This is a genomic window from Burkholderia sp. BCC0097, from assembly GCF_902832985.1.
Taxonomy (GTDB): domain Bacteria; phylum Pseudomonadota; class Gammaproteobacteria; order Burkholderiales; family Burkholderiaceae; genus Burkholderia; species Burkholderia orbicola.
In genome coordinates, this window is sequence record NZ_CADFDM010000013.1 from 63,089 (window position 1) to 89,288 (window position 26,200).

General features: G+C 69.8%; 21 protein-coding genes and 1 pseudogene. 7 read left to right on the forward strand and 15 right to left on the reverse strand.

Translation table 11 applies throughout. The features are described from left to right. Nucleotides 1-255 precede the first annotated feature (255 nt). Nucleotides 256-1,476 carry a CaiB/BaiF CoA-transferase family protein gene (locus HWX07_RS33195; protein ID WP_012328332.1) on the forward strand — a complete coding sequence of 407 codons (1,221 nt, stop codon included), beginning with the start codon at nucleotides 256-258 and terminating at the stop codon, nucleotides 1,474-1,476. Between the two features lie 109 nt (nucleotides 1,477-1,585). Here HWX07_RS33195 and HWX07_RS33200 read toward each other — a convergent pair whose 3' ends face one another. Both HWX07_RS33200 and HWX07_RS33205 read right to left on the reverse strand, forming a co-directional pair. Beyond that, on the reverse strand, nucleotides 1,586-2,134 hold the full coding sequence (locus tag HWX07_RS33200; protein ID WP_175879193.1) for an alpha/beta hydrolase: 549 nt from the start codon (nucleotides 2,132-2,134) through the stop codon (nucleotides 1,586-1,588). Between the two features lie 193 nt (nucleotides 2,135-2,327). Beyond that, a complete protein-coding gene (locus HWX07_RS33205) occupies nucleotides 2,328-2,537 on the reverse strand; it encodes an ornithine acetyltransferase (protein ID WP_006476248.1) in 210 nt (69 codons plus the stop codon). A 254-nt stretch (nucleotides 2,538-2,791) separates the two neighbouring features. Here HWX07_RS33205 and HWX07_RS33210 point away from each other — a divergent pair, with 254 nt between their 5' ends. Then, nucleotides 2,792-4,501 carry a glutamine--tRNA ligase/YqeY domain fusion protein gene (locus HWX07_RS33210; protein WP_175879194.1) on the forward strand — a complete coding sequence of 570 codons (1,710 nt, stop codon included), beginning with the start codon at nucleotides 2,792-2,794 and terminating at the stop codon, nucleotides 4,499-4,501. A gap of 137 nt (nucleotides 4,502-4,638) precedes the next feature. On the opposite strand, the gene HWX07_RS33215 is transcribed toward HWX07_RS33210, so the two are convergent. The 3 genes from HWX07_RS33215 to HWX07_RS33225 form a co-directional block, all read right to left on the reverse strand. After that, nucleotides 4,639-5,109, reverse strand: coding sequence for an NUDIX hydrolase (locus tag HWX07_RS33215; RefSeq protein WP_175879243.1), 471 nt, complete (start codon nucleotides 5,107-5,109; stop codon nucleotides 4,639-4,641). An 11-nt stretch (nucleotides 5,110-5,120) separates the two neighbouring features. Further along, nucleotides 5,121-5,507 carry a hypothetical protein gene (locus HWX07_RS33220; protein WP_034174165.1) on the reverse strand — a complete coding sequence of 129 codons (387 nt, stop codon included), beginning with the start codon at nucleotides 5,505-5,507 and terminating at the stop codon, nucleotides 5,121-5,123. Between the two features lie 198 nt (nucleotides 5,508-5,705). Beyond that, nucleotides 5,706-7,055 (reverse strand): cytochrome c peroxidase, encoded by a 1,350-nt coding sequence (locus HWX07_RS33225; RefSeq protein WP_105798488.1) that lies wholly within the window; start codon nucleotides 7,053-7,055, stop codon nucleotides 5,706-5,708. Between the two features lie 220 nt (nucleotides 7,056-7,275). On the opposite strand from HWX07_RS33225, the gene HWX07_RS33230 reads away from it, so the two are divergent. Continuing rightward, nucleotides 7,276-8,862 carry an acid phosphatase gene (locus HWX07_RS33230; RefSeq protein ID WP_027806366.1) on the forward strand — a complete coding sequence of 529 codons (1,587 nt, stop codon included), beginning with the start codon at nucleotides 7,276-7,278 and terminating at the stop codon, nucleotides 8,860-8,862. A gap of 128 nt (nucleotides 8,863-8,990) precedes the next feature. Here HWX07_RS33230 and HWX07_RS33235 read toward each other — a convergent pair. Then, a pseudogene (locus HWX07_RS33235) lies at nucleotides 8,991-9,194 on the reverse strand (amidohydrolase family protein); the annotation flags it as partial. A 139-nt stretch (nucleotides 9,195-9,333) separates the two neighbouring features. Here HWX07_RS33235 and HWX07_RS33240 point away from each other — a divergent pair. Genes HWX07_RS33240 through HWX07_RS33255 form a run of 4 tightly spaced genes read left to right on the forward strand, consistent with a single transcriptional unit; the run spans nucleotide 9,334 to nucleotide 12,568 of the window. Continuing rightward, on the forward strand, nucleotides 9,334-9,594 hold the full coding sequence (locus HWX07_RS33240) for a XapX domain-containing protein (protein WP_034174167.1): 261 nt from the start codon (nucleotides 9,334-9,336) through the stop codon (nucleotides 9,592-9,594). A 25-nt stretch (nucleotides 9,595-9,619) separates the two neighbouring features. Then, the gene (locus HWX07_RS33245) at nucleotides 9,620-11,200 is read left to right on the forward strand and encodes a sodium:proton antiporter (RefSeq protein WP_175879195.1); all 1,581 of its coding nucleotides are present in this window, start codon (nucleotides 9,620-9,622) and stop codon (nucleotides 11,198-11,200) included. Nucleotides 11,201-11,244: 44 nt separating this feature from the next. Continuing rightward, nucleotides 11,245-11,637 (forward strand): OsmC family protein, encoded by a 393-nt coding sequence (locus tag HWX07_RS33250; protein ID WP_124467998.1) that lies wholly within the window; start codon nucleotides 11,245-11,247, stop codon nucleotides 11,635-11,637. Between the two features lie 49 nt (nucleotides 11,638-11,686). Beyond that, complete coding sequence (locus HWX07_RS33255; protein WP_175879196.1) at nucleotides 11,687-12,568, forward strand: pirin family protein; 882 nt, start codon at nucleotides 11,687-11,689, stop codon at nucleotides 12,566-12,568. A 43-nt stretch (nucleotides 12,569-12,611) separates the two neighbouring features. Here the strand turns inward: HWX07_RS33255 and HWX07_RS33260 are convergent, their stop codons facing one another. The 9 genes from HWX07_RS33260 to bcsZ all read right to left on the reverse strand — a co-directional run bounded on the left by HWX07_RS33260 (nucleotide 12,612) and on the right by bcsZ (nucleotide 26,200). Continuing rightward, a complete protein-coding gene (locus HWX07_RS33260; protein ID WP_244130062.1) occupies nucleotides 12,612-13,286 on the reverse strand; it encodes a hypothetical protein in 675 nt (224 codons plus the stop codon). A 538-nt stretch (nucleotides 13,287-13,824) separates the two neighbouring features. Continuing rightward, nucleotides 13,825-14,022: a hypothetical protein gene (locus HWX07_RS33265; protein ID WP_011694257.1), complete on the reverse strand. Its 198-nt coding sequence runs from the start codon at nucleotides 14,020-14,022 to the stop codon at nucleotides 13,825-13,827. After that, a complete protein-coding gene (bcsG, locus tag HWX07_RS33270; protein WP_006476258.1) occupies nucleotides 14,004-15,560 on the reverse strand; it encodes a cellulose biosynthesis protein BcsG in 1,557 nt (518 codons plus the stop codon). Before bcsG ends, HWX07_RS33265 begins: the two co-directional genes overlap by 19 nt. Before the next feature lie 27 nt (nucleotides 15,561-15,587). Beyond that, nucleotides 15,588-18,125, reverse strand: a complete 2,538-nt coding sequence (gene bcsA, locus HWX07_RS33275) for a UDP-forming cellulose synthase catalytic subunit (protein WP_175879198.1) — start codon at nucleotides 18,123-18,125, stop codon at nucleotides 15,588-15,590. Next, complete coding sequence (gene bcsQ, locus HWX07_RS33280; RefSeq protein WP_175879199.1) at nucleotides 18,122-18,901, reverse strand: cellulose biosynthesis protein BcsQ; 780 nt, start codon at nucleotides 18,899-18,901, stop codon at nucleotides 18,122-18,124. Before bcsQ ends, bcsA begins: the two co-directional genes overlap by 4 nt. Then, nucleotides 18,898-19,125: a hypothetical protein gene (locus tag HWX07_RS33285; RefSeq protein ID WP_175879200.1), complete on the reverse strand. Its 228-nt coding sequence runs from the start codon at nucleotides 19,123-19,125 to the stop codon at nucleotides 18,898-18,900. Before HWX07_RS33285 ends, bcsQ begins: the two co-directional genes overlap by 4 nt. Beyond that, nucleotides 19,122-21,092: a cellulose biosynthesis protein BcsE gene (gene bcsE, locus HWX07_RS33290; protein WP_175879201.1), complete on the reverse strand. Its 1,971-nt coding sequence runs from the start codon at nucleotides 21,090-21,092 to the stop codon at nucleotides 19,122-19,124. Before bcsE ends, HWX07_RS33285 begins: the two co-directional genes overlap by 4 nt. Nucleotides 21,093-21,101: 9 nt before the next feature. Further along, nucleotides 21,102-24,986 carry a cellulose synthase subunit BcsC-related outer membrane protein gene (locus HWX07_RS33295; protein ID WP_175879202.1) on the reverse strand — a complete coding sequence of 1,295 codons (3,885 nt, stop codon included), beginning with the start codon at nucleotides 24,984-24,986 and terminating at the stop codon, nucleotides 21,102-21,104. Continuing rightward, entirely contained in the window at nucleotides 24,971-26,200 is a 1,230-nt protein-coding gene (gene bcsZ, locus HWX07_RS33300) for a cellulose synthase complex periplasmic endoglucanase BcsZ (RefSeq protein ID WP_105798495.1), read from the reverse strand. The genes HWX07_RS33295 and bcsZ overlap by 16 nt, the downstream gene beginning before the upstream one ends.

A 26,200-nucleotide genomic window follows, 5' to 3' on the forward strand; every position in this document is an offset into this window, starting at 1 on the left:
GCTTCAAACGCCGCCACCCCAGGCGGGGCGCGCGGCGGCATGGATTCGGAAACGATCGATTATACGGGATCGGGGCCCGCTTCCGGGCAAAGCGCCGGCAAGGCGGCTCGGCCATCCGGACGACCCGGTCCGCGCCTGTTCCCGCTGATAACGGGTTCCAGGCCACCCGCGCGGCCGATTCGCCTTAAGATGCTCGACATGCCAATCGGCCTTGCCCGACAACGCAGGCCCGCCATGAAAGGAGACGATTCGACGATGGGTGCCCTGAGCCATATCCGCGTGCTGGACCTGACCCGCGTGCTCGCGGGCCCGTGGTGCGCGCAGACCCTTGCCGATTTCGGCGCGGACGTGATCAAGGTCGAGCGCCCGGGCGCCGGCGACGACACGCGCCATTGGGGGCCGCCGTACCTGAAGGACGCGGACGGCGCGGATACCGCCGAAGCCGCGTACTACCTCGCGGCGAACCGCAACAAGCGCTCGGTGACGATCGATATCGCGACGCCGGAAGGCCAGCAGATCGTGCGCGAGCTCGCCGCGCAGAGCGACGTCGTGCTCGAGAACTACAAGGTCGGCCAGTTGAAGAAATACGGGCTCGACTATGAAGCGCTGCGCGCGGTGAAGCCCGATCTCGTCTACTGCTCGGTCACCGGCTTCGGCCAGACCGGCCCGTACGCGCATCGCGCGGGCTACGACTTCATCGTGCAGGGGATCGGCGGCTTCATGAGCATCACCGGCGAGCGCGACGGCGAGCCGGGCGGCGGCCCGCAGAAGGCCGGCGTCGCGATCGCCGATCTCGCGACCGGCCTCTATTCGACGATCGCCGTGCTCGCCGCGCTCGCGCATCGCGACCGCACGGGCGAAGGCCAGTACATCGACATGGCGCTGCTCGACGTGCAGGTCGCGCTGCTCGCGAACATGAACACCAACTTCCTCGCGAGCGGCAAGCCGCCGGTGCGCTGGGGCAATGCGCATCCGAACATCGTGCCGTACCAGACGTTCCAGACGCGCGACGGCTGGATCATCGTCGCGGTCGGCAACGACGGGCAGTTCCGCAAGTTCGTCGAGGCGGGCGGGCGGCCCGAACTGGCCGACGACGAGCGCTTCGCGACGAACCCGTCGCGCGTGCGTCACCGCGACACGCTGGTGCCGATCCTCGCGGAGATGGTGAAGGCGCGCGGCAAGGCCGACTGGATCGGCGCGCTCGAAGCGGCCGGCGTGCCGTGCGGGCCGATCAACGATCTCGACGAGGTGTTCGACAACGAGCAGGTGGTCGCACGCGGGATGCAGGTGTCGCTGCCGCATCCGTGCGGCGCGGACGTGAAGCTCGTGCGCAATCCGATCCGGATGAGCGCGACGCCGCCCGATGCGCGCACGGCCCCGCCGCTGCTCGGCGCGCAGACGGAAGACGTACTGCGCGACATGCTCGGCTACGACGACGTGCGGATTGCCGCGTTGAAGGCGAAGCAGGCGATCTGACGCGATTCGGGTGACGGCGTCGCGGCGGGTGCGGGCGCCCGTGGCGTGCAACGGTGGTGTGCAACGACGGGATCACACGGCCGCGACCCGCGCACGACCAGCAGGCTGACTAACACCCGAGCGCGTCGAGCCAGCCGCGCGCTTGCGGCCAGTCGCCGAGCCCGCTGTCCGCGTTGATGTGGCCGCGCGGGCCGAGGTCATGGAACGTGCTGCCCCATGCGTTCGCGCAGCCGCGTGCGAACGCGAGCGAACCGTACGAATCGTCGCTGCTCGCGACGACGCAGGTCGGAAACGGCAGCCGCTCGCGCGGCACCGGGGCAAAACCATGCGCGTCGGCCGGAAACACCGGCCCGGCGGGATCGGGCAACGCGACGAGCAGCGCGCCGCGTACTTTCGCGAGCGCGGCCGGGCGTGCATAGCGGGTCGCCCACCATGCGGTGGTCAGCGTGCCGAGGCTGTGGCCGGCGATCAGCACGGGCCCGCGCGCGGCTTCGACCGCCCGGTCGAGCGCGAGACACCAGCCGTTGCGGAAGGCGCGGTTCCAGTCAGGCATCGCGACCCGCGAGAAGCGCGCATCGGCGCGCTCCCAGCGGCTCTGCCAGTGAAGCGGGCCCGAATTGGCATAGCCGGGCAGGACGAAAACGAGGGGATCGCTCATGAACGCAGGCGTCGACGAATGGAGTCGTGTTGTAGCGTCGACGCAGTGTCGCACACCCGCCTCTCCCTGATGGTGCCTGTCAAAATCCGGGGGATGTGCGTGACCTTCGAGCGGGTCGTGACGCGCTCAGGCGCGCGTCACGACCGAAGCGGCGGTCGGATGCGCCCGCACCGCGGACGCCCGCCGACGTGAATCAGCGTACGCCGGCGCCGACCAGGCCGCCTGCCGCCGCGCCGGCCACCGTGCCGATCGGGCCGCCCGTGATCAGGTAGCCGAGCGCGCCGCCCGCGGCCGCGCCGATACCGGCATTACGCTGCGTATGCGTCATCGCGCATGCGCCGAGTTGCGACAGGGCCGCGACGATCACTGCGGTACGAACGAGAAAAGTGGTCTTCTTCATCATGATTATTGGCTTCCTCCCGCCACGCGAAAATCGCAAACGGCGGCATTGAATCGGTGGAGCCATCATAGGAAAAGTCGAACGGCGCCGGCAATCCGATTTACGTCGTGTTACAGCCGACACACACTCGATATATTGCGGTACGCATCGCGCACGGACGGCGACCGACCGGCAGGCCGCGCGGGACGGACCCCGGTCAGGTAGAATTACAGGATTAAACCGGCGCGACGCGCCGACACAACCCTGACGCCAACCGCATGAGCACCGAACGCAACGACGCCCCCGCGGCTTCCAATTTCATCCGCAACATCATCGACGACGACAACCGCACCGGCAAATGGGGCGGCCGCGTCGAAACGCGCTTCCCGCCCGAGCCGAACGGCTATCTGCACATCGGTCACGCGAAGAGCATCTGCCTGAACTTCAGCGTCGCGCGCGACTACGGCGGCGTGTGCCACCTGCGCTTCGACGACACGAACCCGGAAAAGGAAAGCGTCGAATACGTCGACTCGATCGTCGACGCGGTGCGCTGGCTCGGCTTCGACTGGCGCAAGGACGCGGTCGATCACCAGTATTTCGCGAGCGACTACTACGACAAGCTGTACGAATTCGCCGAGCTGCTGATCCAGCGCGGCAAGGCGTACGTCGACAGCCAGAGCGCCGACGAAATGCGCGCGAACCGCGGCTCGCTGACCGAAGGCGGCAAGCCGTCGCCGTTCCGCGATCGCACGCCGGAAGAAAACCTCGACCTGTTCCGCCGCATGAAGGCCGGCGAGTTCAAGGAAGGCGAGCACGTGCTGCGCGCGAAGATCGACATGGCGTCGCCGAACATGAACATGCGCGACCCGGTGATCTACCGGATCCGCTACGCGCACCATTACCGCACCGGCGACGCATGGTGCGTGTATCCGATGTACGACTACACGCACTGCATCTCGGACGCGCTCGAAGGCATCACGCATTCGCTGTGCACGCTCGAATTCGAGGATCACCGCCCGCTGTACGACTGGGTGCTGAACGAACTCGCGGAAGCCGGCGTGTTCACGCGCCCGCTGCCGCAACAGATCGAATTCTCGCGGCTGAACCTCACGTACGCGATCACCAGCAAGCGCAAGCTGCTGCAGCTCGTCACCGAAGGCCACGTCGACGGCTGGGACGACCCGCGGATGCCGACGATCGTCGGCGTGCGTCGCCGCGGCTTCACGCCGGAAAGCATTCATCTGTTCTGCGAGCGGATCGGCGTGACGAAGATCGATTCATGGATCGACATGAGCATCTTCGAAGGCGCGCTGCGCGACGACCTCGACGACAAGGCCGCGCGTACGGTCGCGGTGCTCGATCCGCTGAAGCTCGTGATCGACAACTATCCGGAAGACCTCGAGGAAGCCTGCACGGCGCCCGTGCATCCGCACCATCCGGACCGCGGCGTGCGCACGTTCCCGATCTCGCGCGAGCTGTGGATCGAGCGCGAGGACTTCGTCGAGAATCCGCCGAAGGGTTATTTCCGGCTGTTCCCGGGCAACAAGGTGCGCCTGCGCTACGGCTACGTGATCGAGTGCACGGGCTTCGACAAGGACGCCGACGGCAACGTGACGGCCTTGCACTGCAACTACTTCCCGGACAGCAAGTCGGGCACCGAAGGCGCGAACACGTACAAGGTCAAGGGCAACATCCACTGGGTCAGCGCGAAGCACGCGCAGCCGGCCGAAGTGCGGATCTACGACCGCCTGTTCAAGGAGCCGCACCCGGACGCGGGCGGCGCGAACTTCCTCGAGGCGCTGAACCCCGATTCGAAGAAGATCGTGCAGGCGTACCTCGAGCCGGGCAACGGCGACGTCGCGCCGGAAACGCGCCTGCAGTTCGAGCGTCACGGCTACTTTGTTGCAGACCGTGTCGATTCGAAGCCGGGCAAGCCGGTGTTCAACCGGATCGTCGGGCTGCGCGACAGCTGGGGCAAGCCGGCCTGACGGCCTGCTGCGCGCGGCGGCGTGCGGCTTCGCAAGCCGCCCCGCTGCCTGCTCATGAAAAAACCGGCTCGAGGGCCGGTTTTTTTATCGGCGTACGCCGAAGAATGAATGGCGGCAGCGGACGCTGCAGCGCTCATTCACGCGCCCGTCAATCGTCGATGCAGTTCCACCAGCGACAACTTCGTACGAAACAGCCGCGCGAGACTGCGGCTCGCATAGGTGTCGACGTCGCCCGGCACGGTCCAGCGGTACGCATCCATCTCGGGAATCATCGAGCCGTCGCGACGGCTCGGAAACAGTGACGTACACGTACACCGCGCGGGATCGATCTCGCCTTCGGCCACCTGCACCGCGAACAGGTGCAGGTCCTTGTCGTGCCGGTACGCGAAGCGGCCGAGATCGAGCAAGCGCGCCGGCACGAACTCGATGCCGGTTTCCTCGAGCAGCTCGCGCAGCGCGGCGTCGGCCGGCGTCTCGCCGGGTTCGCCCTGCCCCTTCGGGATATCCCAGTGCGTGGTGTCCGTCGCGTGCGCGAGGAACACGCGGCCGGCCGTATCGAGGATCACGACGCCACACGACACCGTGCGCGGCGCGCCGCCCCGCTTCATCATGCGCGTGCTCAGCGCTTCTGCAGCTGCCACTTGCCCGCGGCCGTCTTGCAGTAGACGGGCTTGAGCGTCATCGTCTGGCCCTTCGCGGTGATTTCGGTCGCGATTTCGCGGCAGGTCTTGCCGTCCGTCTCGGTCGTGCTCGGCGTGAGCTTCGCGTCGATCTGCGTGCCGCGGCCGTTGCTCTGCCACGTCGTGGTTTCGCCGTCCTTGCCTTCGTCGCGCGCCTGCACGACCGCCCTGGAGAGCGACGCGCGGTCGGTCTTGCTGAAATAGCTGATCGGCGTGTCGTTCAGGAAGTTCAGGTTGTTCTGCGCATGGGCGGGCAGCATCGCGGCTGCGCACGCGGCGCCGGCCAGCACACGCGTGACGACGGAAAGGGATGCACGCATCGACATGTTTTTCTCCTTGGATGTTCGATCGAACGGCGTGGCGCGTGCCGGCGAACCGGGGGCCGGCCCTCCGGCATGCGCCACGCCCGTCAGCGAGCGAGCATAGCATGCGTGCTGTAATGAACGCCTCGAGGGCCTGTTCCCGCTAATAACGGGATCGCGCTGGCCCCCACGAATGCATTTTTCCAAACGGGGGAACAGGCCCTAGGGCTTGGCTAACGCGGCCGTTTGCTGATATCCGTCAGTCAGCGTGCCGAGGAACGCGATCACGTCCTTGATCTCGGCCGCGTTCAGCGCCGGCTGGTCGCCGCGCTTGCGATCGAACGGCGCTTCGCGGTTGATGTTCGGCCAGTAGCGCTTCGGCAGATCGTCGTAGATCTGCACCTTGCCGTGCACGACCGGGTAGAACTTCTCCGGATGGATGTCGCGTTCGACGTAGAAGCGCATCACGTCCTCGAGCGAGTGATACACGCCGTTGTGGAAGAACGTCTTGCGCAGCGCTACGTTGCGCAGCGACGGCGTGCGGAACAGCCCGCAGAATTCGTCGCGCCCCTTCAAATCGGTGCGTTCCGGGCCGCAGGCGCCGAGATCGTAAAAGCGCGGATCGCGATTGACGGGCAGCGCGCGGTTGCGCGGCACCGCGATCGCGATCAGCCCGAAATCGCTGAACTGCGGCGGGCCGCCTTCGAGCGTGCGCTGGCTGATGTGGCAGCTCGCGCAGTTGCCCTTCTTCTCGTCGTTGAACAGCTGCAGCCCATGCAACTCCGCGGGCGTGAGCCGCGCGTGACCGGCCAGATACGCGTCGTATTTGCTCGTGTACGGATCGAACAGCGCCGGCTGCTGCTGGAATGCGTCGAGCGCGCGCAGCACCGCATCGAACGTCGCCCGGTCGTCGCCGAGCACCTGGTCGCCGAACGCCTTGCGGAACGCGTCGGCGTACGGCGCGGCGCGAACCGCCTTCGCGACCCGCGCGGGCGAACTGCTCATCTCGAACGGCGACGTGAGCGGAATGCGCGCCTGCGCATCGCGCGTATCGACGCGACCATCCCAGGTCAGCCCGCCGGTCGGGCCCGCGTCGATGCTTTCGTCCCCTTCGTCCGGCGAATCGTGGAAGTGCTCGCTGAACGGCGGGATGCCGCGCAGGTACTTCAGCGACGGCACCGCGCGAAAGCCGGTACGGTGCATGTCGTCGCCGCCTAGCTGCACCGACAGCGCGTTCGGCGGCCCGAACGCATGCTCGGCGCTATGGCATGACGCACAAGCGAGCTTGCCGGACCCGGACAGCGACGGATCGAAGAACAGCTGCTTGCCGAGTGCCGTCATCTGCTTCACGCCCTCGAACACCTGCGCACGCGTCTGCGGCTGGCTGGCCGGCGCGACCGCCGGGGCGGCCGGAGCGGCCTGCGCCGCCGGTACGACGGACGCGGCCGACGCACTCGCGCCGGGCTGAGCATCGCAACCGGCCAGCGCCGCGAGCGCGCCGACCATCGCGAGCGTCGCCGCGGCCGGGATCAGCGATCGCGCGGACGCAAAGGATTTCAGAAGGGTGTGCATCGTTGTTCTGGTAGCGGTGGGCAATCGGCCGGAGCTTATGTCAGTTCCGTGACCGTTGGATGACGTTCAACCGACAGTCAATTGAAAGCGTCCCTACACCCGGCTGTCAAATCGGTTCCAGATAATGCGCGCAGCCGGGCGGTACCGCGAGGTTCGCGCGCCGGCCCTCCCGCCACCCGGTTCCCACACGCGACCAACGACGAATGAGAGAGAACATCGCATGAAGAAGCACGCCTGGATTCGCTACACGCCGATCGCCCTCGCGGCCGCGCTCAGCCTGACCGCCTGCGGCGGCGACGACGTCACGCAACAGGGCCTGTCGGCCGTCAAGAACGTCGTCGTGATCTACGCGGAAAACCGCAGCTTCGACAACCTGTACGGCAACTTCCCGGGCGCGAACGGTCTGCAGAACGCGACGGCCGCGAATTCGGTGCAGAAGGATCGCGACGGCTCGACGATGGCGACGCTGCCGAAGATCTGGGGCGGCCTCACCGCGACCGGCATCACGCCGGCGGTGACCGAGGCGATGACGGCGAACCTGCCGAACGCGCCGTTCGCGATCGACGATCCGAAAGGCTTCAACCAGTCGATGAGCATCGCGACGCGCGACATCGTGCACCGCTTCTATCAGGACCAGATGCAGATCAACGGCGGCAAGAACGACATGTACGCCGCCTGGACCGACGCGGGCGGCCTGACGATGGGCCACTACACGGCCGATCCGTCGAAGCTGCCGCTGTGGAAGATCGCGCAGCAGTACGTGCTCGCCGACAACTTCTTCATGGGCGCGTTCGGCGGTTCGTTCCTGAACCACCAGTACCTGATCTGCGCGTGCGCGCCGTACTACCCGAATGCCGACAAGAGCCCGGCGGCCGGCAAGATCGCCGTGCTGAACGCCGACGGCAAATCGCTGAAGGTCGCGACGAATTCGCCGGCCTCCGCGCTGAGCGGCCCGCCGAAGTTCGTCAACGACGGCGCGCTCACGCCCGACTTCTACGGCATCAACACGATGCAGCCGGCGTATCAGCCGAGCGGCAACAAGGCGGCCGCGGGCGGCGATCCGCTGCTCGCCGACCCCGCCAATCCGTCGACGATGCCGCCGCAGACGGCGACCAACATCGGCGACCTGATGACCAACGCGGGCGTCTCGTGGGCGTGGTATTCCGGCGCGTGGGGCCAGGCGCTGCAAGCGAGCCAGAACGGCACGTCGAACGTGATCTACGGCGCCGACCTGTCGACGCCGAACTTCCAGCCGCACCACCAGCCGTTCAACTACTTCGCGAACCAGGCGCCGGGCACCGCGAGCCGCGCGCAGCACCTGCTCGACGGCGGCGCGAACGGCGCCGAGTTCATCAAGGCGATCGACGCGGGCACGCTGCCGCAAGTCACGTTCTACAAGCCGCAAGGCAACCTCAACGAGCACCCGGGGTACACGGACGTCACGTCCGGCGACCAGCACATCGCCGACGTGATCGCGCACCTGCAGGCGAGCCCGCAGTGGAAGAACATGGTCGTGGTCGTCACGTACGACGAAAACGGCGGCTTCTGGGATCATGCGACGCCGCCGAACGCCGATCGCTGGGGCCCGGGCACGCGCATTCCGGCGCTGATCGTGTCGCCGTATGCGAAGAAGGGCTTCGTCGATCACACGCAGTACGACACCGGTTCGATCCTGCGCTTCATCACGCGCCGCTTCTCGCTGCCGCGCCTCGCGGGCCTGCAGCAGCGCGACGACGCGCTGAAGGCGAACGGCGCCCAGCCGATGGGCGACCTGACGAACGCGCTCGCGCTGTCGCCGAACCTGTAACGGCATCGCCATCACCGCGAACGGGCCGGCCACGCCGCCGGCCCGGACAAACGAAGGGCAGCCCCGCGGGGCTGCCCTTTTGCATGCGGCGTGCGGGTTGCCGCGTGCCGCCGTCGCCAGCCGTACTGCGCGCGATCGCGCAGGTGCAGGATGAACACGGGCGTATCGGGCGCGACTGCATTGAGTTCGCCGATCGTCGGCAGCCGCTTCGCCACGAACTGATGTCCGGTGAAGCCGCCGACCACGCGCACCCGCTGCGGCGCCGGCGTGATCGCGACCTGCTGCTCGAGCATCTCCATCGCGAGCGCAAGCGACGGCACGCCGTCCCAGCGCGAATGGAATCGATCCGATTCCTGAACGAATGCCCGTTCGGGGCCGCCCGCCCTTTTTTTCTTCATGCAAACCCGCTACGCTTTCAAGACTCTGACGGCGCCGTTCCGGCGCCGCTCGGCCATCACGAGGCGCACCACCATGAAACCGTATGTCCTCTCGCTGCTCGCCGGCATCCTCGCCGGTGTGATCTACGGCGCGATCGGCGTGAACTCGCCCGCACCGCCGATCATCGCGCTCACCGGCCTGCTCGGCATGCTGGCCGGCGAACAGATCCTGCCCGTCGCGCGCCGAATGCTGTCCGGCCATCGCCTGAACACCGCATGGCGCGACGCGAAGTGCAGCCAGCACATGTTCGGCGCGCTGCCGGGCGGCGCCGCGAACGACCGCAAGCCCTCTTGATCCGCCGCATCGCCGCCCGCCACGCATGACCAACGTCGAGCTGTTCCATTACCTGTTGCTGTTGATCTGCGGCGCGGGCGCCCTCACCTGGCTCGCCGAGCGCGTGTCGATTCCGCCGGCCGTCGTGCTGCTGCTCGGCGGCTGCGTGGTCGCCGTCGCCGGCAAGCGCGTGCCCGACATGGACCCGGCGCTGCTGCTCGCGGCCGTGCTGCCGCCGCTGCTGATGTCGAGCGGGTTCTACACCGCGTGGAAGGAATTCCGGCAGGAGCTCGCGTCGATCGCGTCGCTCGCGCTCGGGGCCGTGGCGTTCACGACCGTCGCGGTCGCGCTCGCCGTGCATGCGGCGAATCCCGCGTTGCCGTGGGCCGCGTGCTTCACGCTTGGCGCGATCGTGTCTCCGCCCGACGCCGTCGCCGCGAAGGCGATCCTGCAGCGCCACCCGCTGCCCGCGCGGCTCGTCGCGGTGCTCGAAGGCGAAAGCCTCGTCAACGATGCGTCGGGCCTGCTGCTGTACCAGATGGCCGTATCGGCCGCGCTCGCCGCCACGATCACGGCCGCGAGCGCGACCGGCCTGTTCTTCTCGCTCACGCTGATCGGCATCGCGGTCGGCCTCGCGTGCGGCCATGCGATGTGCTGGGTGCTGCAGCGCCTGCGCGAGCCGATGCTCGGCATCGTCGTGACGTTCGCGATGGCATGGGGCAGCTACGGGATCGCGGAAGCCGTCGACGGCTCGGGCGTGCTGTCGGTCGTCACCTGCGGCCTCGTGCTCGGCGTGCGCCAGCATCGCGTGTTCGGCGCCGACATGCGGATCAAGGCGAAGGCGACGTGGGAAGCGATCGTGTTCGTGCTCGACGCGCTCGTGTTCATCCTGATCGGCCTCGCGCTGCACGCGATCCTCGCCGGCGTGAACCACGAAGGCGCGGTGCTGATGGCCGGCCTGCGGGTCGCGCTGCCGGCGACGGCCGCCGCGATCGGCGCGCGCGTCGTATGGGTGTTCGTCGCGATGTGGCTACCCGGTCGCCTGCGCGCGCGGCGCGCGGGCCACGCGGCGTGGTCGTGGCGCGAAGCCGTCGTACTCGGCTGGTCGGGCATGCGCGGCGTCGTGAGCCTCGCGGCCGCGATCGCGCTCCCGGCCAACTTCCCCGGCCGCGACCTGATCCTGTTCAGCACGTTCCTGCTGATCATCGCGACGCTCGTCGTGCAGGGCGGCACGCTCGCGCCGCTGATCCGCGTGCTGAAACTGCGCCCGGCCGCGCGCCGCACGATGTCCGAACATGCGGTGCGCGCGCACACGTTCGGCGCGGCGCTCGCCGAGCTCGATGCGCGCGAGCAGCGCGGCGCGGGCCTCGAACGCGCGTCGCTCGACCGGCTGCTGACCGAATACCGGAGCCGCGTCGCGTTCAACGAGCACGCACATCGCGACGGCGCGGAACCCGCGGACGTGCGCGCGCGGATGCTGCGCGTCGAGCTCGAGCTGGTCGGCGTGTCGCGAGATGCGTTGCTCGACCTGCATCGCGACGGTCGGGTCGACGACGCGGTGCTGCACCGCATAGAATCGGAGCTCGATTTCGAGGAGCTGCGGCTGCAGCGCCTGCTCGAACCTTAACGTCTGGCCTGCCCAGCCCGTCCCCTTTCCCACCTGGAACCGCAATGAGCGAACTCACCGTCGAAGCGAGCATCGGCCCGGTCGATTACCTCGTCCACTTCACCGATGGCGTCCACCAGTGGCGCGCCGACGAACCCGCGTCGCTCGGCGGCGGCGATGCGGCGCCGACGCCCGTCGCGCTGCTGCTGTCGAGCCTCGGCGCATGCACCGCGATCACGCTGAAGATGTATGCGCAACGAAAAGGCTGGCCGCTCGACGAAGTGCACGTGAAGCTCGCGCACGAATCGGGCAGCGCGGGCAGCACGATCGTGCGCCGCATCTCGCTCGAGGGCGACCTGACCGACGAGCAGCGCGAACGCCTGCTGCAGATCGCGAATGCGTGCCCGGTTCACAAGATCCTCACGCATCCGATCACGATCGACACGGCAATCGCCTGAGCATTTCCCGCCACCGCCCGCCACCGCCACCGTCACGAGATTTCCGTTCATGTCCGCCTCGATCAAGACCCTGCTCACGCCGCGCGAAAGCGACATTGGCAACCTCGTCGTGCGCCGCGTGCTGCCCGCGCGCGCCGCGCGCCTCGTCGGCCCGTTCATCTTCTTCGACGAGATGGGGCCGGCCGTATTGCCGGCCGGCCGCGGCATCGACGTGCTGCCGCATCCGCACATCGGGCTCGCGACCGTCACCTACCTGTTCGACGGCTCGCTGATGCATCACGACAGCCTCGGCTTCCGGCAGAAGATCGTGCCGGGCGACGTGAACTGGATGACGGCCGGCCGCGGCATCGTGCATTCGGAGCGCTCGCCCGACGAGGATCGCCCGCGCGAGCAGCCGGTGCACGGCATCCAGACCTGGGTCGCGCTGCCGGTCGAGCATGAAGACACGACGCCGGCGTTCGTTCACCATGCGGCCGACACGCTGCCGTCGTTCACGCGCGACGGCGTGACCGTGCGCGTGATCGCGGGCACCGCGTTCGGGCTCGTGTCGCCGGTCGCCGTGTTCTCGCCGACGCTCTATGCGGTTGCGGAATTCGCGGCAGGCGGCACGTTGGCGCTCGATGCTGAACATGAGGAACGCGGTGTGTATCTCGTCGACGGCGACCTCAGCGTCGACGGCACGTCGCTCGCCCCCGCGACGATGGCCGTGCTCGAACCGGGCGCGAGCGTCGCGCTGGCGAGCGCGCACGGCGCCCGCGTGATGCTGCTCGGCGGCGCGCACCTGCCGGGCGAGCGGTTCATCGAATGGAATTTCGTATCGAGCGAGCGCGCGAAGATCGACGCGGCGCGTGCCGCATGGGCCGATCAGACGTTCGGCAAGGTGCCGGGCGAAGAAAACGAATGGACGCGCCAGCCGGCACGCAAGGCTTAACGCAACGCGCAACGGGCGACCGAGGCCGCCCGGCGATGCAAGCTCAGCACGGCACGCGGCCCACGACTCCGCCACCCGACTGCGTACACCAGCGCTGTTCCTGCTGAGGCTGGCCCTGCGCTTGCGGCGGCGAGTACGGCACGGCCCTCGCCATGGCAAGCGCCTTGGCCAACTCCTTGGCCTCGACCTGCCGCTGTTGCTCGATCGACGTACGCTGCGCGTCGTCCGCCTGCTTCGTCAGCGCAACCAGCCTCGCATACCGGGAATCCCGCGCGTCCTGGAATGGCGGCAGCGGCGGCGGCATCGGCACGGCAGGCGCGGTGCCGCGGTAGCGGGGGATCGACATCTTCGAGGTCTTCCCCCAGATCGCCGCCTCGCCGATATCCCACATCGCCACCCGCATCTCGATCGCGTGTTCATAGCCGCGATCGATCTCGGCCGTCGTGGGCGTGCCCGTCGGCGCGGGAAGCGGCTGCAGGGACGCCGGCAAGGGCTGCAGCGCCGGATGGACGAGCCGCACCCAGCTCACGGCAGCCACCGAGTACTGATACAGGACGCGCTGGTAAGCGTCGAGTATTCTGGCGCGACTGTCAGGCGTGGAGGCCTGGGCGTTCGACACCAGCGCGATGAACGACGTCAGCGTCTGGGTATAGCGGGCGCCTTCTTCCTTCTGCGCCGCCACGCGTTCCGGCTGCGGACCGGACGATGCGGTCAGCATCCCTGCGCACCCTGACAGCGCGGCGACCACGGCCGTGCACACCCCTACCGTTCGAAACGCGATCCGAATGTGATACGACATGGCAGCCCCCCGACACAAGACAAACGCCCAATGAATCAATGCGGTGTCCGCCGCCGGCAGCCGCGCCGCTGGACCCCGAGCGATGGCGCCGGTCAACGGACAGGCAGCCCGACCTTCAGGTTCGAGAGAACGGGCCCGCCTTGGTCGCGGCTGCCCCTTCCGGTTGCAAACCGGCAGGTTCGTCATGCCGAAAGACAGCAGATTGTCTGCCCTCGATCGTGCACGCAAACTCGTTGCCGTCCCTGGCTTTCAGGTTGACGAAGGTATGCGCCCTTCAGTACGGCGGTGGTTTTCCAAATAAAACCGATGCACCGCTCGCGGGGACTATCCGACGGAATAGCCGGAATCGCCAGAAGCCTATGCCCGACGGGGCTGCGCCAAATGATATAGACCGGTCTAGTTTCATGTCAACCGCGCCTGATTAAAATCCGGCATCCCCTGCCCGGCCGCCGTTCCTTCAGGCCTTCAATCCCATCAGCTTCGCGAGCGTCGGCCAGCGATCAAGCGACGCGTCGAACGCGCGGCGCGCCTGTTCGTCGACGTAGCGCTCGGGGTCGAGCGCAGGCAGATGCCGCGCGAGGCCGATCACGTCGTTCGGTTGCGACAGGCGATCGTCGTCGCCTTCGCCAGCTATCGTCACTGTTCGTCGATCCATACACCGTCCGGCGTTTTCACCGCGTAACCCGCGGCCGTCTGCATCGTCACCGTGCCCTCGTTCTCGCCGATCATCCGCGTGCGCGGCAAATCGGCCGCGTATTGCGCGAGCGTCGCACCCGGCTTGAACGGGCTGTTCGACACGAGATTCGACAGCAACTGCGCGAGCGCGAGGAAACTGGTCGGCTGCTCGATCACGGTCGTCGCGCCGTGGTTGCCGGCGAAGCCGACGAGCCGCACGCCGACCGGCCCGTGCACGATGCGCGGCGTCGGAATCTCGCGCAGCCCCGCGATCTGGTTCTTGTCGCCGCGCAACGCGGCGCCGTGCTCGGGCACGAACACGATCACGGCGCGGCGGCCCGATTGCGCGATCAGATCGGCGAGACGGTCGAAGTCGGTCATCATTTTCGTCGCGCGCTGCGGATACGAGTCGATGCTCGTCAGCGCGCTGCCGACGACGCGGTTGCCGTCGTGCAGGCTGATCGTGTTGTAGTACAGCGCGACCGGCCCCGGCACCGACGCGCGCTGCGCGTACCAGTTCGCGAGCGTCGCATAGTCGTCCTTGATCGCCGAGCCGTCGAACGCGTGCATCGCGACCGGCGCGGCCGCGTTCGAGATCATCGGCGCATCGGCCACGCCGATGTTGTCGTGGATCACCTGCAGGAAATTGTCGAAATGGCCGTCGTGGTTCAGAAGCGACTGCACCGTGTAGCCGGCGCCCGCCAGTTGCGAGAACAAGTGGCACTGCTGCGGTGCGCTCTTGTACAGGTCCGCATGCGCCTCCTGCCCGCAGCTCGCGCGCAGCACGCGGATCGCGGCCGGCCCGCTGTAGCTCGCGGCCGTGCTGAAGTTCGTGAACAGGTAGTCGAAGTGGCTCAGCATCGGGTGATTGCGCACCTTCGCCGCATCGAGGTCGTCCCACGACAGCGAGCAGATGTGCAGCACGATGACGTCGAACTGCGCGGCCGGATCGCTGCCGAGATGGCCGAACGCGACCTGCCGCTGCGACTCCTGCGCGCGGAACGTCGCGAGCGCCGCGTTGTGATCCTCGGGCTGGTCGACGCGCGTGGCGCCCGCCACGTTCGCCTGCGGCTGGGCCGGCGCGACGACGCGCGCCATCAGCCCGCTGCCGGCCTGCCACAGCGGCATCACCACCAGCACGGCCACCACGAACGTTGCGACGCGCAGCCAGCGATTGACGATGAAATAGACGATCAGCACGCCGACGATCGTCAGCGCCAGCACGGGCGGCAGCAGGCGCGGCAGCAGCTCCATCCAGTAGTCGAGGCGGAACGTGCTGACTTCGCGCGCGGCCTCCGCGAGACGGGCGAGCGACGGCGCATGCAGCTCGCGCGCGAGCAACGGCACCGCGATCGCGATCGCCACGACCTGCCGGACGATGCGCCATGCGCGCGACCGGATCGGCGCACTCGCCACGAGCGCCACCGCGAACGCGAGGTTCGCGAGCCAGAACGGCTGCAGGCGCCCGGTCGCGAACAGCGCGAACTTCAGGATGAAATACAGATTCCAGAACGTCATCTAACCCACTCCATGATGCGCGCCGCGTCAGTCGCGCGCGCGATCGAGTTTCGGCGCGAGCATCGCCTGCACGCCGCGCGCCGCACCCTTCCACATTCGTACATAGCCGTCCAGCCCGATCCGCAACACTTCCTTGAGCCCGCCAAGCGGCGTGTCGGGCCGCGCGCCTTCGTGCCAGTCGAGCCACGCGTCCGCGCGGCCGAACGTGCATTGCACGAGCTGACGTTCCTGTTCGAGCGTCAATGCCTCGAAGCTGACGCCGACATGAGTCGGCGTCACCCGCGTCACGCGCACCGGGAACGGGAACGCCCGGTCACCGCGCGTCACGCACACCGTCAGCGTGTCGCCTACGGCGAGCGGCAGCCCCGGCACCGCTTCGAGCCCGAGGCCGCCGGTCGAGTAGTCGCTCGTGAAGCATGCGGCGGTCGAGCCGTCGGCGAGCAGCAGCATCGCCGGCACGCGCATCGCGATCCGGTGCGTGACGCGCACCTGCTTGGTCTCGCGCGCAACCGCCAGCGCCGCGCCGAGCATCGCGAGGTTGTACACGGTCCAGCCGAGCGTGATCAGGATGGTCGACGCCTCGTCGCCCTGGTCGGCCACGAGCCGCCACAGGCCGGCGACGATCGCGAGCACGTTCAGCGCGAACAGCACCAGATACGGCTTCGACGTCGACCAGTCGACGTAGCCTTCGTCGATCTTGCCGCCCTTGTCGGTCACGTTGAACTTGCCGTGCTTCGGGCTGAAGAACGCGACGGTGGTCGGCAGCGCGATGTACCACGCGAGCACCGATTCGTAGACCTCGGCCCAGAACGAATGCCGGTAGCGCCCCTGCATCCGCGAGTTCGCGACGTTCGCGAGCACCAGATACGGGATCACGTAGCTCGCGAGCGCGAGCGATGACGCGTTGATGAAGTACAGGTGGAAGAACAGGTATGCGAGCGGGATCGTCAGGAAGATCAGCCGCGGAATCCCGTAGAAGAAATGCAGCATCGCGTTGCCGTAGCAGATCCGCTGGATCAGGCCGAGCCCGCGCCCGAGGAACGGGTTGTCGATGCGGAAGATCTGCGCCATCCCGCGCGCCCAGCGCGTGCGCTGCTTCACGTGGCCCGCGAGGCTTTCGGTCGCGAGGCCGGCGGCCTGCACGGTCGGCAGGTACGCCGACGTATAGCCGCGCCGATGCAGCTTGAGCGCCGTGTGCGCGTCCTCGGTCACGGTCTCGACCGCGACGCCGCCGACCTCCTCCAGCGCACTGCGCTTGAGCACCGCGCACGAGCCGCAGAAGAACGTCGCGTTCCACAGGTCGTTGCCCGACTGCACGAGGCCGTAGAACAGGTTGCCCTCGTTCGGGATCTCGCGGAACGTGCCGAGGTTGCGCTCGAACGGATCGGGCGAGAAGAAATGGTGCGGCGTCTGCACCAGCGCGCACTTCGGGTCGCGCAGGAACACGCCCATCGTCGTCTGCAGGAACGAGCGCGTCGGCACGTGATCGCAGTCGAAGATCGCGATGTACTCGCCGTGCGTCTTCGGCAACGCGCGGTTGATGTTGCCGGCCTTCGCGTGGCGGTTGTCGTCGCGCGTCAGGTAGTCGATGCCGGCCTCGGCCGCGAATGCCGCGAACTCCGGGCGCCGGCCGTCGTCGAGCAGGTACACGCGCAGCTTCGCGCTCGGCCAGTCGATGCTCTGCGCGGCGAACACGGTCGGCTTCACGACCGACAGCGGCTCGTTGTAGGTCGGGATATAGACGTCGACGGTCGGCCAGGTGTCCGGATCGCCGGGCAGCGGCACGATGGGCCGGTCGAGCGGCCACGCGGTCTGCACGAAGCCGAGCAGCAGGATCATCCACGTATAGGCTTCGGCGCCGTACAGCAGGTAGCCGGCGACGGCTTCGACCGGGCTGCGGAAGTCGAGCGTCTGAGTCGTGCGCCACCACACGTAACGCACCGTCGCGAGCAATGCGAGCGACGCGAGCGCGAGGGTCGGCAGATGGCCCGGCAGGCGGCGCAACGCGAGCGCGAGCACCGCGACGATCGCGAAGAACGCGAACTGCGCGCCGGGCATCAGCGGCGACATCCCGGCCGCGGCCCACAGCACCGCGCCGGCCACGAGCAGCAGCGGCGCGAGCCAGCGGCGCCGGCCGACGCCGTTCGCGCGCGCATCGAGCCAGCCGCCCCAGCGCGTCCACGGCAGGCGCTCGAGCATCGCGTTGATGCGCCGGCCGACCGCACGCCCGGCCACGTAGACGGGCACCACGAATTTGTCGAACCACGCGAGCGGATCGCGCGCGGGCCGGCCGTCGGCCGGGTGCGGCGCGCGCACGATCGCGCGCCACAGCCATTCGCGCACGCTGAGCGGCTGCAGCACGCCCCAGTCGTGCGCGAGCCGCAGGAACGAGACGCGCACCCAAAGGCGTACATGATCGGGCCGGCCGGGCGGCGGTGCGTGGAAGAACAGCCGCACGAGCCAGTCCACCCGCGTGCGTTGCGCCGGCAGCCCGATGCCGCGCGCGCACCAGTCGGCCACGCGACGGCCGAACGCGCGCAGTCGCGCCCCGAGCGCGGCCTTCATCGCGCCGCTCCGGTACGGCCGGCAACGGCTGCCGTCAGCCACGTATCGACCCAGTTCGCGACGCCGTTCAGGTCGTGCGACGCCTGCGAATACGGCGCGTCGTCGAAGATCCAGCTGCCGCGTGCGAGCGCTTCTGGCACGGCCGCATCGACGTGGATGCGCTGTTCGAGCATCGATGCCGGCCCCGCGACCGCGCGCAGCATCGCCAGCGCGTCGCGCTGCATGTCACGCGCCGGATTCAGCCGGTTCACGACGATCTGCAGTTCGCCGCCGCCGGCCCGCAGCGCGCCGAGCCGCGCGGCCGTCGTCGCGCAGGCGACCGGCTCCGGCGGCACGACGACGAGCGTCAGATCCGCGCAATGGATCGCCTGCCCGGCCTGCGGTGACGGATAGCGGGCGGTGTCGACCAGCACGACGCCATCGGCCGGCAGCGCGATCTCGTCGAGCGCGCGCGACAGCCACGCCGGATCGGCCACGAGCCGCGCATCGCACGCGGCGGCGCCGGCGGCATCGACTTGCCCGTACGGCACGAACAGCACGCCGTCGGCGTTGCGCCACGTATGCGCGTGCCACGGTTCGGCGCTGCCCAGCAGGCTATGCGCCAGACCGTGCTCGGCCAGCGTATCGAGGCCGAGCGTCGCGCCCATCAGGTTCTGTGCATCGAATTCGACGGCGACGACCGGCCGGCCGCGGCGCGCGAGCAGCACCGCGAGCGCGGCGGCGAGCGTCGTGCGGCCCGCGCCGCCCGTCGTCGACGTGAGGGCGATCGTCTTCATCGTGCCGCCTTGCTGTTGCGAGTGTCGGCTTCGTCGGCGCCGACGCCCGGCAGCAGGCGGCCGCGCAGCGCGACCGGCACGAGCTCGCACGGTACCGCGTCGCGCCGGTCGATGCCGCGCGGCGCATGGAAGCCGCGGCCAATGCCGAGGTGTTGCGCGAGGATCCACACCGGTACCGCAATCACGATACCGACGATGAAGCCGATGACGAGTTCGGCGATCATGCGTCCTCCTGCTTGCGCAACGGCATCGCGCTGCGGACGGCGCCGCGCGCACGCGCGGCGGAAATGACGGGCTCCGGCGGCGACGCGTCGACGGCGATGGGCACGGACGCCTGCGGCACACCGATCGCGTCGAGCGCGACGACGGTATCGATCGCGTCGATCGCGTCGCTCACCTCGCCCGCATCGGGCAATGCCGCGCCGGGCTCGACGGGCGCGGCTGCTGCGCGGGCGGCGCCCGCCGGCCGCGTCGCCGCGAACAGGTCGCTGTAATCGGCGATCGGCGCGCGCCGGTTCTCGGCCTTCAGCGCGTCGAGCTCGGTGTCGATGCTGCCCTGCCCGAGGCACACGACGCGGTCGGACAGCGTATCGACCGGCACCTCGAAGATCCGCGCGAGCGCGTCCTCGGCGTCGACCGGCTCGCAGGCGAACAGGAACACGAACAGGTGCCCGGCATCGGCCGTCACGACGTCGCCCGCGCGGCGCGGCCGGCAGTGCCGCAGCGCGTCGACGTGCGATACGCCCGGCAACAGCGTGAGCTTCGCGAGCGTATGCGGCAGCGCGAGCACCGCGCCGCGATCGAGCACCGCGCGAATCCGCTGGCAGAACGCGCCGACCGGCAGATAACCGAGCACCGAATCGCCGAGCGCGGCCGCGAGCGCCGCGCGGTAGTCGGCCGCGACGGGCCGCGCGTAGAGCTGGCCGTGCAGCGCGTGCACGGCGGCCTGCATCCGCGAGACGGGCAGGTCGCGCGCGACGACCCGGTTCGCGCCGACGCTCAGCACGAGCATCTCGAACTGCTGGCGCAGCACCTCGCCCCGCTCGACGACCGCGATCTTCAGCGCGCCGCCGCACTGACGGCGCAGCGCGTGCACGTCCGCGCACAGCGCTTCGAGCTGCGCGTGCGAGCGGAACACGAGCACCGCGGTCGCGGCCTGCGCGCTCGCGCACGCGGCGACGACGGCCGCGTTGTCGTCGACGATCTCCCAGCCGTCCGGCACGCGGCTCGCGCCGTCGAGCACCGCGCGGCTGACCACCACGCGATCCTCGTCGCTCGCGAGCTTCATCCGGCGTGCCGATTCGGTCGCGCCGCCATCGACGCTCGCCGACAGCCGGCCGCCCGGTGCGAAGCGCAGCGGCCGCACCTCGCCGGCCGCGAGCGTCTCGCCCGCGCGCCAGAAATCGACCACCCACAGCAGTTCGCCATGCGTGCGCTGCAACTGCGCGACGCCCGAACAGATTCCGTGGAAGCCGCTGCGCGGCGTGCGATCGGCATCGCGCACGAGCGGCGCATCGTCGGCGCGCGCGTCGCCGCCCGCGCGGGTCGCTTCAGGGTCGAGCAGCAGCACGAGCGCGATCCGGCGCGTACGGCACCAGTCGGCCAGTGCGTGTGCTTCGTCCGCGAGCGCGACCGGATCGTCCCAGCTGAACCAGCGCTGGGCGCCTTCGACGAAATACAGCGAACGCGCGTGAAATCCATAGCGCTTCATCGCGCGCAAGCCGCCGGCCAGCCGCGCGAACGGGCCCGGCGCCGCGCGGCGCGGTGCGTTGCCGGCTGCGCCGGCGTCGGCACCATCGTCGACCGGCTCGACCGCCGCCGGCATCGCCAGCACGTTCAGGTTGCGCGGCCAGCCGGCCGGCTGCACGCCACCCGCGAAGCCGAGCGATGCCATCTGCGCGGCGACGCGCGCCGGATCGCGCGCCAGCACGATCGTGACGTCGCGCGTGCGCGCCTGGCGCGCGCTTTCCCAGACGAGCGCATCGCAGGCCGGCGTACCGCCGGCCGCGTAGATCGCGTAAAGGCCGCCGGCTTCCAGTTGCGTCCAGGTGTCGGGCAGGCCGTCGATCGCGAGCCGGCTCAAGGCGCCGGCACGGCCGCCCGCCGCCCCCATGCGCAGCAGCACGCGCAGGCGATCGGCCACGCCGGTGGCGCCGGGCATGGAGCGGGTGGCATCGAATTCCGTAGTCACGGCGTTCCCCTAGTAATCCGAATAAAGTCGCACGGGTGTCGGCGTGACGAGCCAGCTGCGCGACGCACGCGCGTCGAACGCATAACGCAGGTAGACGAGCGCCGAGCTCGGCGCATAGTCGTGCGACCGGTCGATCTGCAACTGCGCGCCGACGCTCAGGTGCGGGTTCACGCGATACTCGACGATGCCGTTCACGCCGTACGAGAACGACACGCCGCGCGTCGAACTGCCCGCATAGACGAACCCGGCCGCCACCTGCGCGGCCCGCTGGGCCGAAAACGTCGGGTAATACAGCGAATCCTTCTCGTAGCTGTTCGAGATCCCGCCCGTGACGGTCAGGTCCCACGACAGCGCATCGTGCCGCCCCGCCCATTCGATCGGCACGCCGAGCGACAGATAGCGCTGCGGACTGTAGTAACCGCCCTGCCCGTACGTGTAGTAGCGCAGGTTCTGCGCGTAGTGCCACGCATTGCCGACGAGCCCCGTGCTGACCTTCATCGCCGCGCGCTCGTACACGGGCACCGTGAAGCCGGTGCGCAGCGTGACTTCCGCGTTGCGTTCGACGTTACGCCCCGACAGCACGCCCGCGCCGAGCTCCGCGAACAGGTTCGTGCGGCCGACGTCGACCGACGCGCGCAGATTCACGCCGTCGCGGCGCACGCCGCCCCACACCGCGCCCGTCCACGGGTCGCGCATCCCCGCGTACGACAGCACGCTGCTCGTTTCCGGCCGTCGCGACGCATTCACGGAGAAGCTCGCCGGGCCCGCGTCGAAGCGATAGCGCACGCCGCCGACGAGGTAATGCACCGGGAAGCCGAGCGGCGACGTGCCGAGATCAACGCGCCAGGCGTCCGACAGATAGCCGGCGCCGAGCGCGACGCCCGTCGTCGACTGGTGCAGCGAGCCCGGCGGATTCGCGATCAGCGCGGCGGCCTGCGGATCCGGCTGCGCCCTGAGCGCCGCGTACGTGCCGAACGTCTTGAGCGAATACGCGCCCGGCACGCTCGTATCGAGCGTGCCCGGGTCGAGATGCACGGTGTCGATCTGCGCGAACACGTGCCCGTCGTAGCGGATCGGCATCTGCATGTAGATCGGCACCTGCTGCGCGCGATACGACGAGACGCCTTCGTCGCCCGACTTGTACGCGGGTATCCAGCCGGTCTCGATCTCGGGATTGCGCCGCTGCTGCAGATCCGCGAACGCGGCCTGCGCGGGCGTGAGCCCGTCGCGGCCCGGGCTCACGCCCGTCGCGCGTTCCTGCGACTGCGACAACCGGTACAGCGACGCCGCGTCGTCATAGCGGCCCTGCGCCTCGGCCACGCGCCCGGCCGCGACCGTCACGTCGGCGCGTGCCGGATACGCGGCCTGCAGCCGCTCGGTCACCTGCGCGGCTTCGTCCGGCCGACGCAGCGCGTTCAGGCGGCGCACGGCCGACAGTTGCGTGTCGACGTCGTCATCCGGCGTGCGCGCCAGCACGGCCTGCACGCGCTCGCGCGCGGCGGCACGGTTGCCGCTGTCCTCGTCGATCCGGGCGAGCGCGAGCTGCGTATCGGCGTCGTCCGGCGTGCGCGCGACGACCGGTGCGAGCGCCTCGCGCGCCGCGTCGTAATGGCCCTGCGCGCGTTCGAGGTCGGCGAGTTCGAGCGCATAACGCTTGTCCGCCCGGCCGGCCGGGCTCGCGCGATCGAGCAGCGTGCGCGCCTGGGCATAGTCCTGTCGCGCGATCGCGTCGTCGGTCTGCCGCAGCACGAGCCGCAGCGACTGATCCTCCAGTCGCGCCGTCTGCGCGGGCGTCAGCGCCGGATCGCGGCGCAGCGTGTCGAGCCACGCGGCGAGCGCATCGTCGCGCCCCGCGCGGCCGAGCAGATCGCCGTAGCGCAGCCGCACGTCAGCGTCGGCTTCGCGCGGATGCGCGGCGATCCAGTCGCGCAGCGGCGCGAGGCCGCGTTCCGGTTCGCCCGCGTCGATCCACTGCGCGCCGATCGCGGCCAGCATGTCGGGATCGTCCGGCGCGCTCGCCTGCGCGTGCGCGAGCGTGGCGGCGAAGGCCGCGCGGTCGCCGCGTGCGCGCGCGCCGCGCGCGTCGGCCAGCGCGCTTTCGGCATCGAGCTTGCGCGCCAGCGCCCGCATCCCGTCCGAACGGTGCGCATCGTCGACCGGCGCCAGCGCGGCTTGAGCGCCCGCGACATCGTCGAGCGAGTTGCGGTACAGCGCGTTCGCGTAACGCATCTCGGGCGTATCGCTCAGCGCGAGCCCGTCGTCCATCACCGTGCGGCCGAGCTGCGGCAACCCCATGTCGCGATAGAGGCGCGCGAGCGCGAAGCGCGTCCACGGTGCATCGGGCGCCGCGCGCACGGCCGCCTCGTAGCGTTGCGCGGCCGGCCCGCGCGCGCCCTTGTCGGCCAGCGCGCGCGCCTCGTTCGCGAGCACGTCGCCACGCAGGCCGTCGAGCGCACGGCGATCGTCGGCGCCCGTCACACGCCCTTGCAGCGCATCGAGCAGCGGGCCGATGCGGTCCGCGCGGCCGGTGTTTTCATACAGCGTGGCCGTGTCGCGCACGGCCGACAGGCTCGGCGAACGCGCGGCCAGCAAGCCGCGCAGCAACGGCTCCGCCTGCGCCCAGTCGCGCTGCGCGAGCAGCGCATCGGCGAGCTGCAGCTTCGCGTCCGGGTTGTCCGGCTGCATCGCGAGCGCCGCACGCGCGGCGCGCTCGGCATCGCGCGGGCGGCCCGCACTGGCCGCTTCGCGGCCTTGGGCGAGCAGCCCCCAGAACTGCGCGGTACGCGCGAGGCCTTGCCATTTGCCGCGCTGGTCGGTCGCACGCGCCGCGGCCCGCGCGAACAGCGCGCGCGCTTCGTCGTGCCGCCCTTCGCGCAGACGCAGCAGGCCGAGCCCGCCCAGCGCATCGGCGTCGTCCGGGCGCGCCCGCGCGGCACGCGCGAGCAGCGGGTCGGCGGCGGCCAGGTCGCCGCGCGCGAGCGCCTGCAACCCGCGCTGCTGCGCGATGTAGTCGGGATCGCGTTCGAGCCGGCGCTGCGCGTCGCGCTGCTGGTCGAGGCCGGCGGCGCGATCACGGAATTCGGTGTCGTCCGGCGCGAGCGCGAGATACGCGTGCAGCGCATCGAGATACGCGGGGTCGCTGCCGGCCGACTGCAGCACGCGCCGCCACAGCGCCATCGCTTCCGTATGATCCGCGTCGGCGCGCTTCGCGAGCGACCATGCGATCCGGTTCGCTTCCGCGCGCGTGTCGGCGCGCTGGTTCAACAGCCGCGCGAGCGCCATCGACGCGCTCGTGTCCCGCGGATCGGCGGCGACCGCGCGGCGCAGCGCGGCGATCGCCGGCTCGCGCCCGCCCGGCGCATTCGACACGATCTGGTAATACTCGGCGCCGAGCGCGCCCGATGGCGCGCCGTTCGGAAACAGCGCGACGATCCGCCGGGCCGCCTCGTCGGCGCGTCCGCTGCGCGCGAGCAGCCGGATCTGCGCCATCTCGCCGCGCCCGCTCGTCGCGACGCGGTATTCGTCGGCCACCCGCCGCGTGGCCGGCGCATTCGGCGACTGCGCCTGCAGTCGCGCCAGCGACGCCTGCGCGCCTTTCGCGTCGCCGAGCCGCAGCAGCACACGCACCTGTTCGGCCAGCAGTTCGGGATCGCCCGGCGCGATCAGCAAACCCTTGCGCAGCGCATCACGCGCGAGGTCGTCGCGATGCTTGATGCCCCACATCCGCGCGGTGTCGAGCTCGCGCCGCGCATCGGCGGCAGCCGAAGTCGCCGGTGTCGCCGGATTCGGGATCGCCACGCCGGAGGCCGCGCCTGGCGCCGCGGCGCACACCGACGACGCGAGCCACGCGAATCCCGCGACGTGCGGCGCGGCACACTTCAGCGGGCGGCGCACGAACGGCCTCCCCAGCGGGTGTCGAGCGTGCCGTCCGTCCCGAACCGGTAGCGGCCGTCGCGCCAGCCGAGGCCGAACAGCGTCAGCACGCTCGTGTAATAGCCGGGCGCCGACTGGCGCGCGAGCGTATCGACGCGGGTTGCCTGGGCATCCGCGAGCGCGTGCTGGCCGCGTGCGTCGAGGAACGGCACCGCGGCCGCGGAGAAGCCGCCGTTGCCGTCGTTCGGCCCCGCGACGCCCGTCGTCGTATCGACCTTCTCCGGCGGCGCGCCATGCACGGCAATATGGTCGGCGAACGGCGCGAACTTCGCGAGCAGCGGCGCGGCGAGCGGATCGGCGCGGTCGAGCATGCCGGCCCACAGGTACACGCGGATCGCGTTGTACGCGCTTTCCGCATGGGTCTGCGGATCGGGCCCGAAACCGTTGCCCGCGCGATACAGCGCCCAGTCGGGCGAAAAACCTTTCGGCGCGGTGTCGAGCAGCACGCGAGCAGTGCTGGACGCCAGCGCGGCCCAGCGACGGTCGTCGGGCAGCCGGGCGCCGAGCCCGCGAATCACCTGCGGCGGCGAATAGCTCGGATTCAAGCGCCATTGGCCGTTGGCCAGCTTGAACCCGGTCGGGCCTGGCAGCAGCGTAAGGCCGAGGCCCGGCACGGTCGCCGTCTCGGCGTCGAGCACGCGCTTCGCGAGCAGCGCGCCGCGCGCCGTATAGCTGCGCTCGTGCCACAGCCGCCCGGCCTCGACGAGCGCATACGCGATCCACAGGTCGGCGTCCGACGCCGGGTTCGCGTCGAGCACGCGCCACGCGCCGTCGGGCGCGCGGCCCCACAGCCACGCCGGCAGGTGCGCGCTCAGGTCGCCCTGCGCGAGGTTGTTCTCGGTCCATGCGAGGATCGTGTCGAACATGCGCCGGTCGTTCGCGACCAGCGCGAGGAAAAGTCCATACGCCTGCCCCTCCGATACCGTGCGCGAATCGGCCGAGCCGACGTCGATCACGCGGCCGTCGGCCGAGATGAAGTCACGCTTGAACGCGTCCCAGCGCGGCCACGCCACGCTGCATCCCGTGCTCGCCGCATCGGCTGCACTGGCCGCCGCCGCGTGCGTGCGCGTGGCCATGCCGGCCGCCGCGCACGTCACCGCGACCGCCAGCGCGAGCGTCGCGCCGACACGCCGCGCCGGCTGCGTTGCCCGTCGCTTCGTCATTGCCCGCGCCAT

Excerpts from the sequence above, each read along its gene's own strand:
- HWX07_RS33195 (WP_012328332.1), top strand. The coding sequence starts at position 256 with ATGGGTGCCCTGAGCCATATCCGCGTGCTGGACCTGACCCGCGTGCTC.
- HWX07_RS33200 (WP_175879193.1), bottom strand. The coding sequence starts at position 2,134 with ATGAGCGATCCCCTCGTTTTCGTCCTGCCCGGCTATGCCAATTCGGGC.
- HWX07_RS33205 (WP_006476248.1), bottom strand. The coding sequence starts at position 2,537 with ATGATGAAGAAGACCACTTTTCTCGTTCGTACCGCAGTGATCGTCGCG.
- HWX07_RS33210 (WP_175879194.1), top strand. The coding sequence starts at position 2,792 with ATGAGCACCGAACGCAACGACGCCCCCGCGGCTTCCAATTTCATCCGC.
- HWX07_RS33215 (WP_175879243.1), bottom strand. The coding sequence starts at position 5,109 with ATGAAGCGGGGCGGCGCGCCGCGCACGGTGTCGTGTGGCGTCGTGATC.
- HWX07_RS33220 (WP_034174165.1), bottom strand. The coding sequence starts at position 5,507 with ATGTCGATGCGTGCATCCCTTTCCGTCGTCACGCGTGTGCTGGCCGGC.
- HWX07_RS33225 (WP_105798488.1), bottom strand. The coding sequence starts at position 7,055 with ATGCACACCCTTCTGAAATCCTTTGCGTCCGCGCGATCGCTGATCCCG.
- HWX07_RS33230 (WP_027806366.1), top strand. The coding sequence starts at position 7,276 with ATGAAGAAGCACGCCTGGATTCGCTACACGCCGATCGCCCTCGCGGCC.
- HWX07_RS33240 (WP_034174167.1), top strand. The coding sequence starts at position 9,334 with ATGAAACCGTATGTCCTCTCGCTGCTCGCCGGCATCCTCGCCGGTGTG.
- HWX07_RS33245 (WP_175879195.1), top strand. The coding sequence starts at position 9,620 with ATGACCAACGTCGAGCTGTTCCATTACCTGTTGCTGTTGATCTGCGGC.
- HWX07_RS33250 (WP_124467998.1), top strand. The coding sequence starts at position 11,245 with ATGAGCGAACTCACCGTCGAAGCGAGCATCGGCCCGGTCGATTACCTC.
- HWX07_RS33255 (WP_175879196.1), top strand. The coding sequence starts at position 11,687 with ATGTCCGCCTCGATCAAGACCCTGCTCACGCCGCGCGAAAGCGACATT.
- HWX07_RS33260 (WP_244130062.1), bottom strand. The coding sequence starts at position 13,286 with ATGCTGACCGCATCGTCCGGTCCGCAGCCGGAACGCGTGGCGGCGCAG.
- HWX07_RS33265 (WP_011694257.1), bottom strand. The coding sequence starts at position 14,022 with ATGGATCGACGAACAGTGACGATAGCTGGCGAAGGCGACGACGATCGC.
- bcsG (WP_006476258.1), bottom strand. The coding sequence starts at position 15,560 with ATGACGTTCTGGAATCTGTATTTCATCCTGAAGTTCGCGCTGTTCGCG.
- bcsA (WP_175879198.1), bottom strand. The coding sequence starts at position 18,125 with ATGAAGGCCGCGCTCGGGGCGCGACTGCGCGCGTTCGGCCGTCGCGTG.
- bcsQ (WP_175879199.1), bottom strand. The coding sequence starts at position 18,901 with ATGAAGACGATCGCCCTCACGTCGACGACGGGCGGCGCGGGCCGCACG.
- HWX07_RS33285 (WP_175879200.1), bottom strand. The coding sequence starts at position 19,125 with ATGATCGCCGAACTCGTCATCGGCTTCATCGTCGGTATCGTGATTGCG.
- bcsZ (WP_105798495.1), bottom strand. The coding sequence starts at position 26,200 with ATGGCGCGGGCAATGACGAAGCGACGGGCAACGCAGCCGGCGCGGCGT.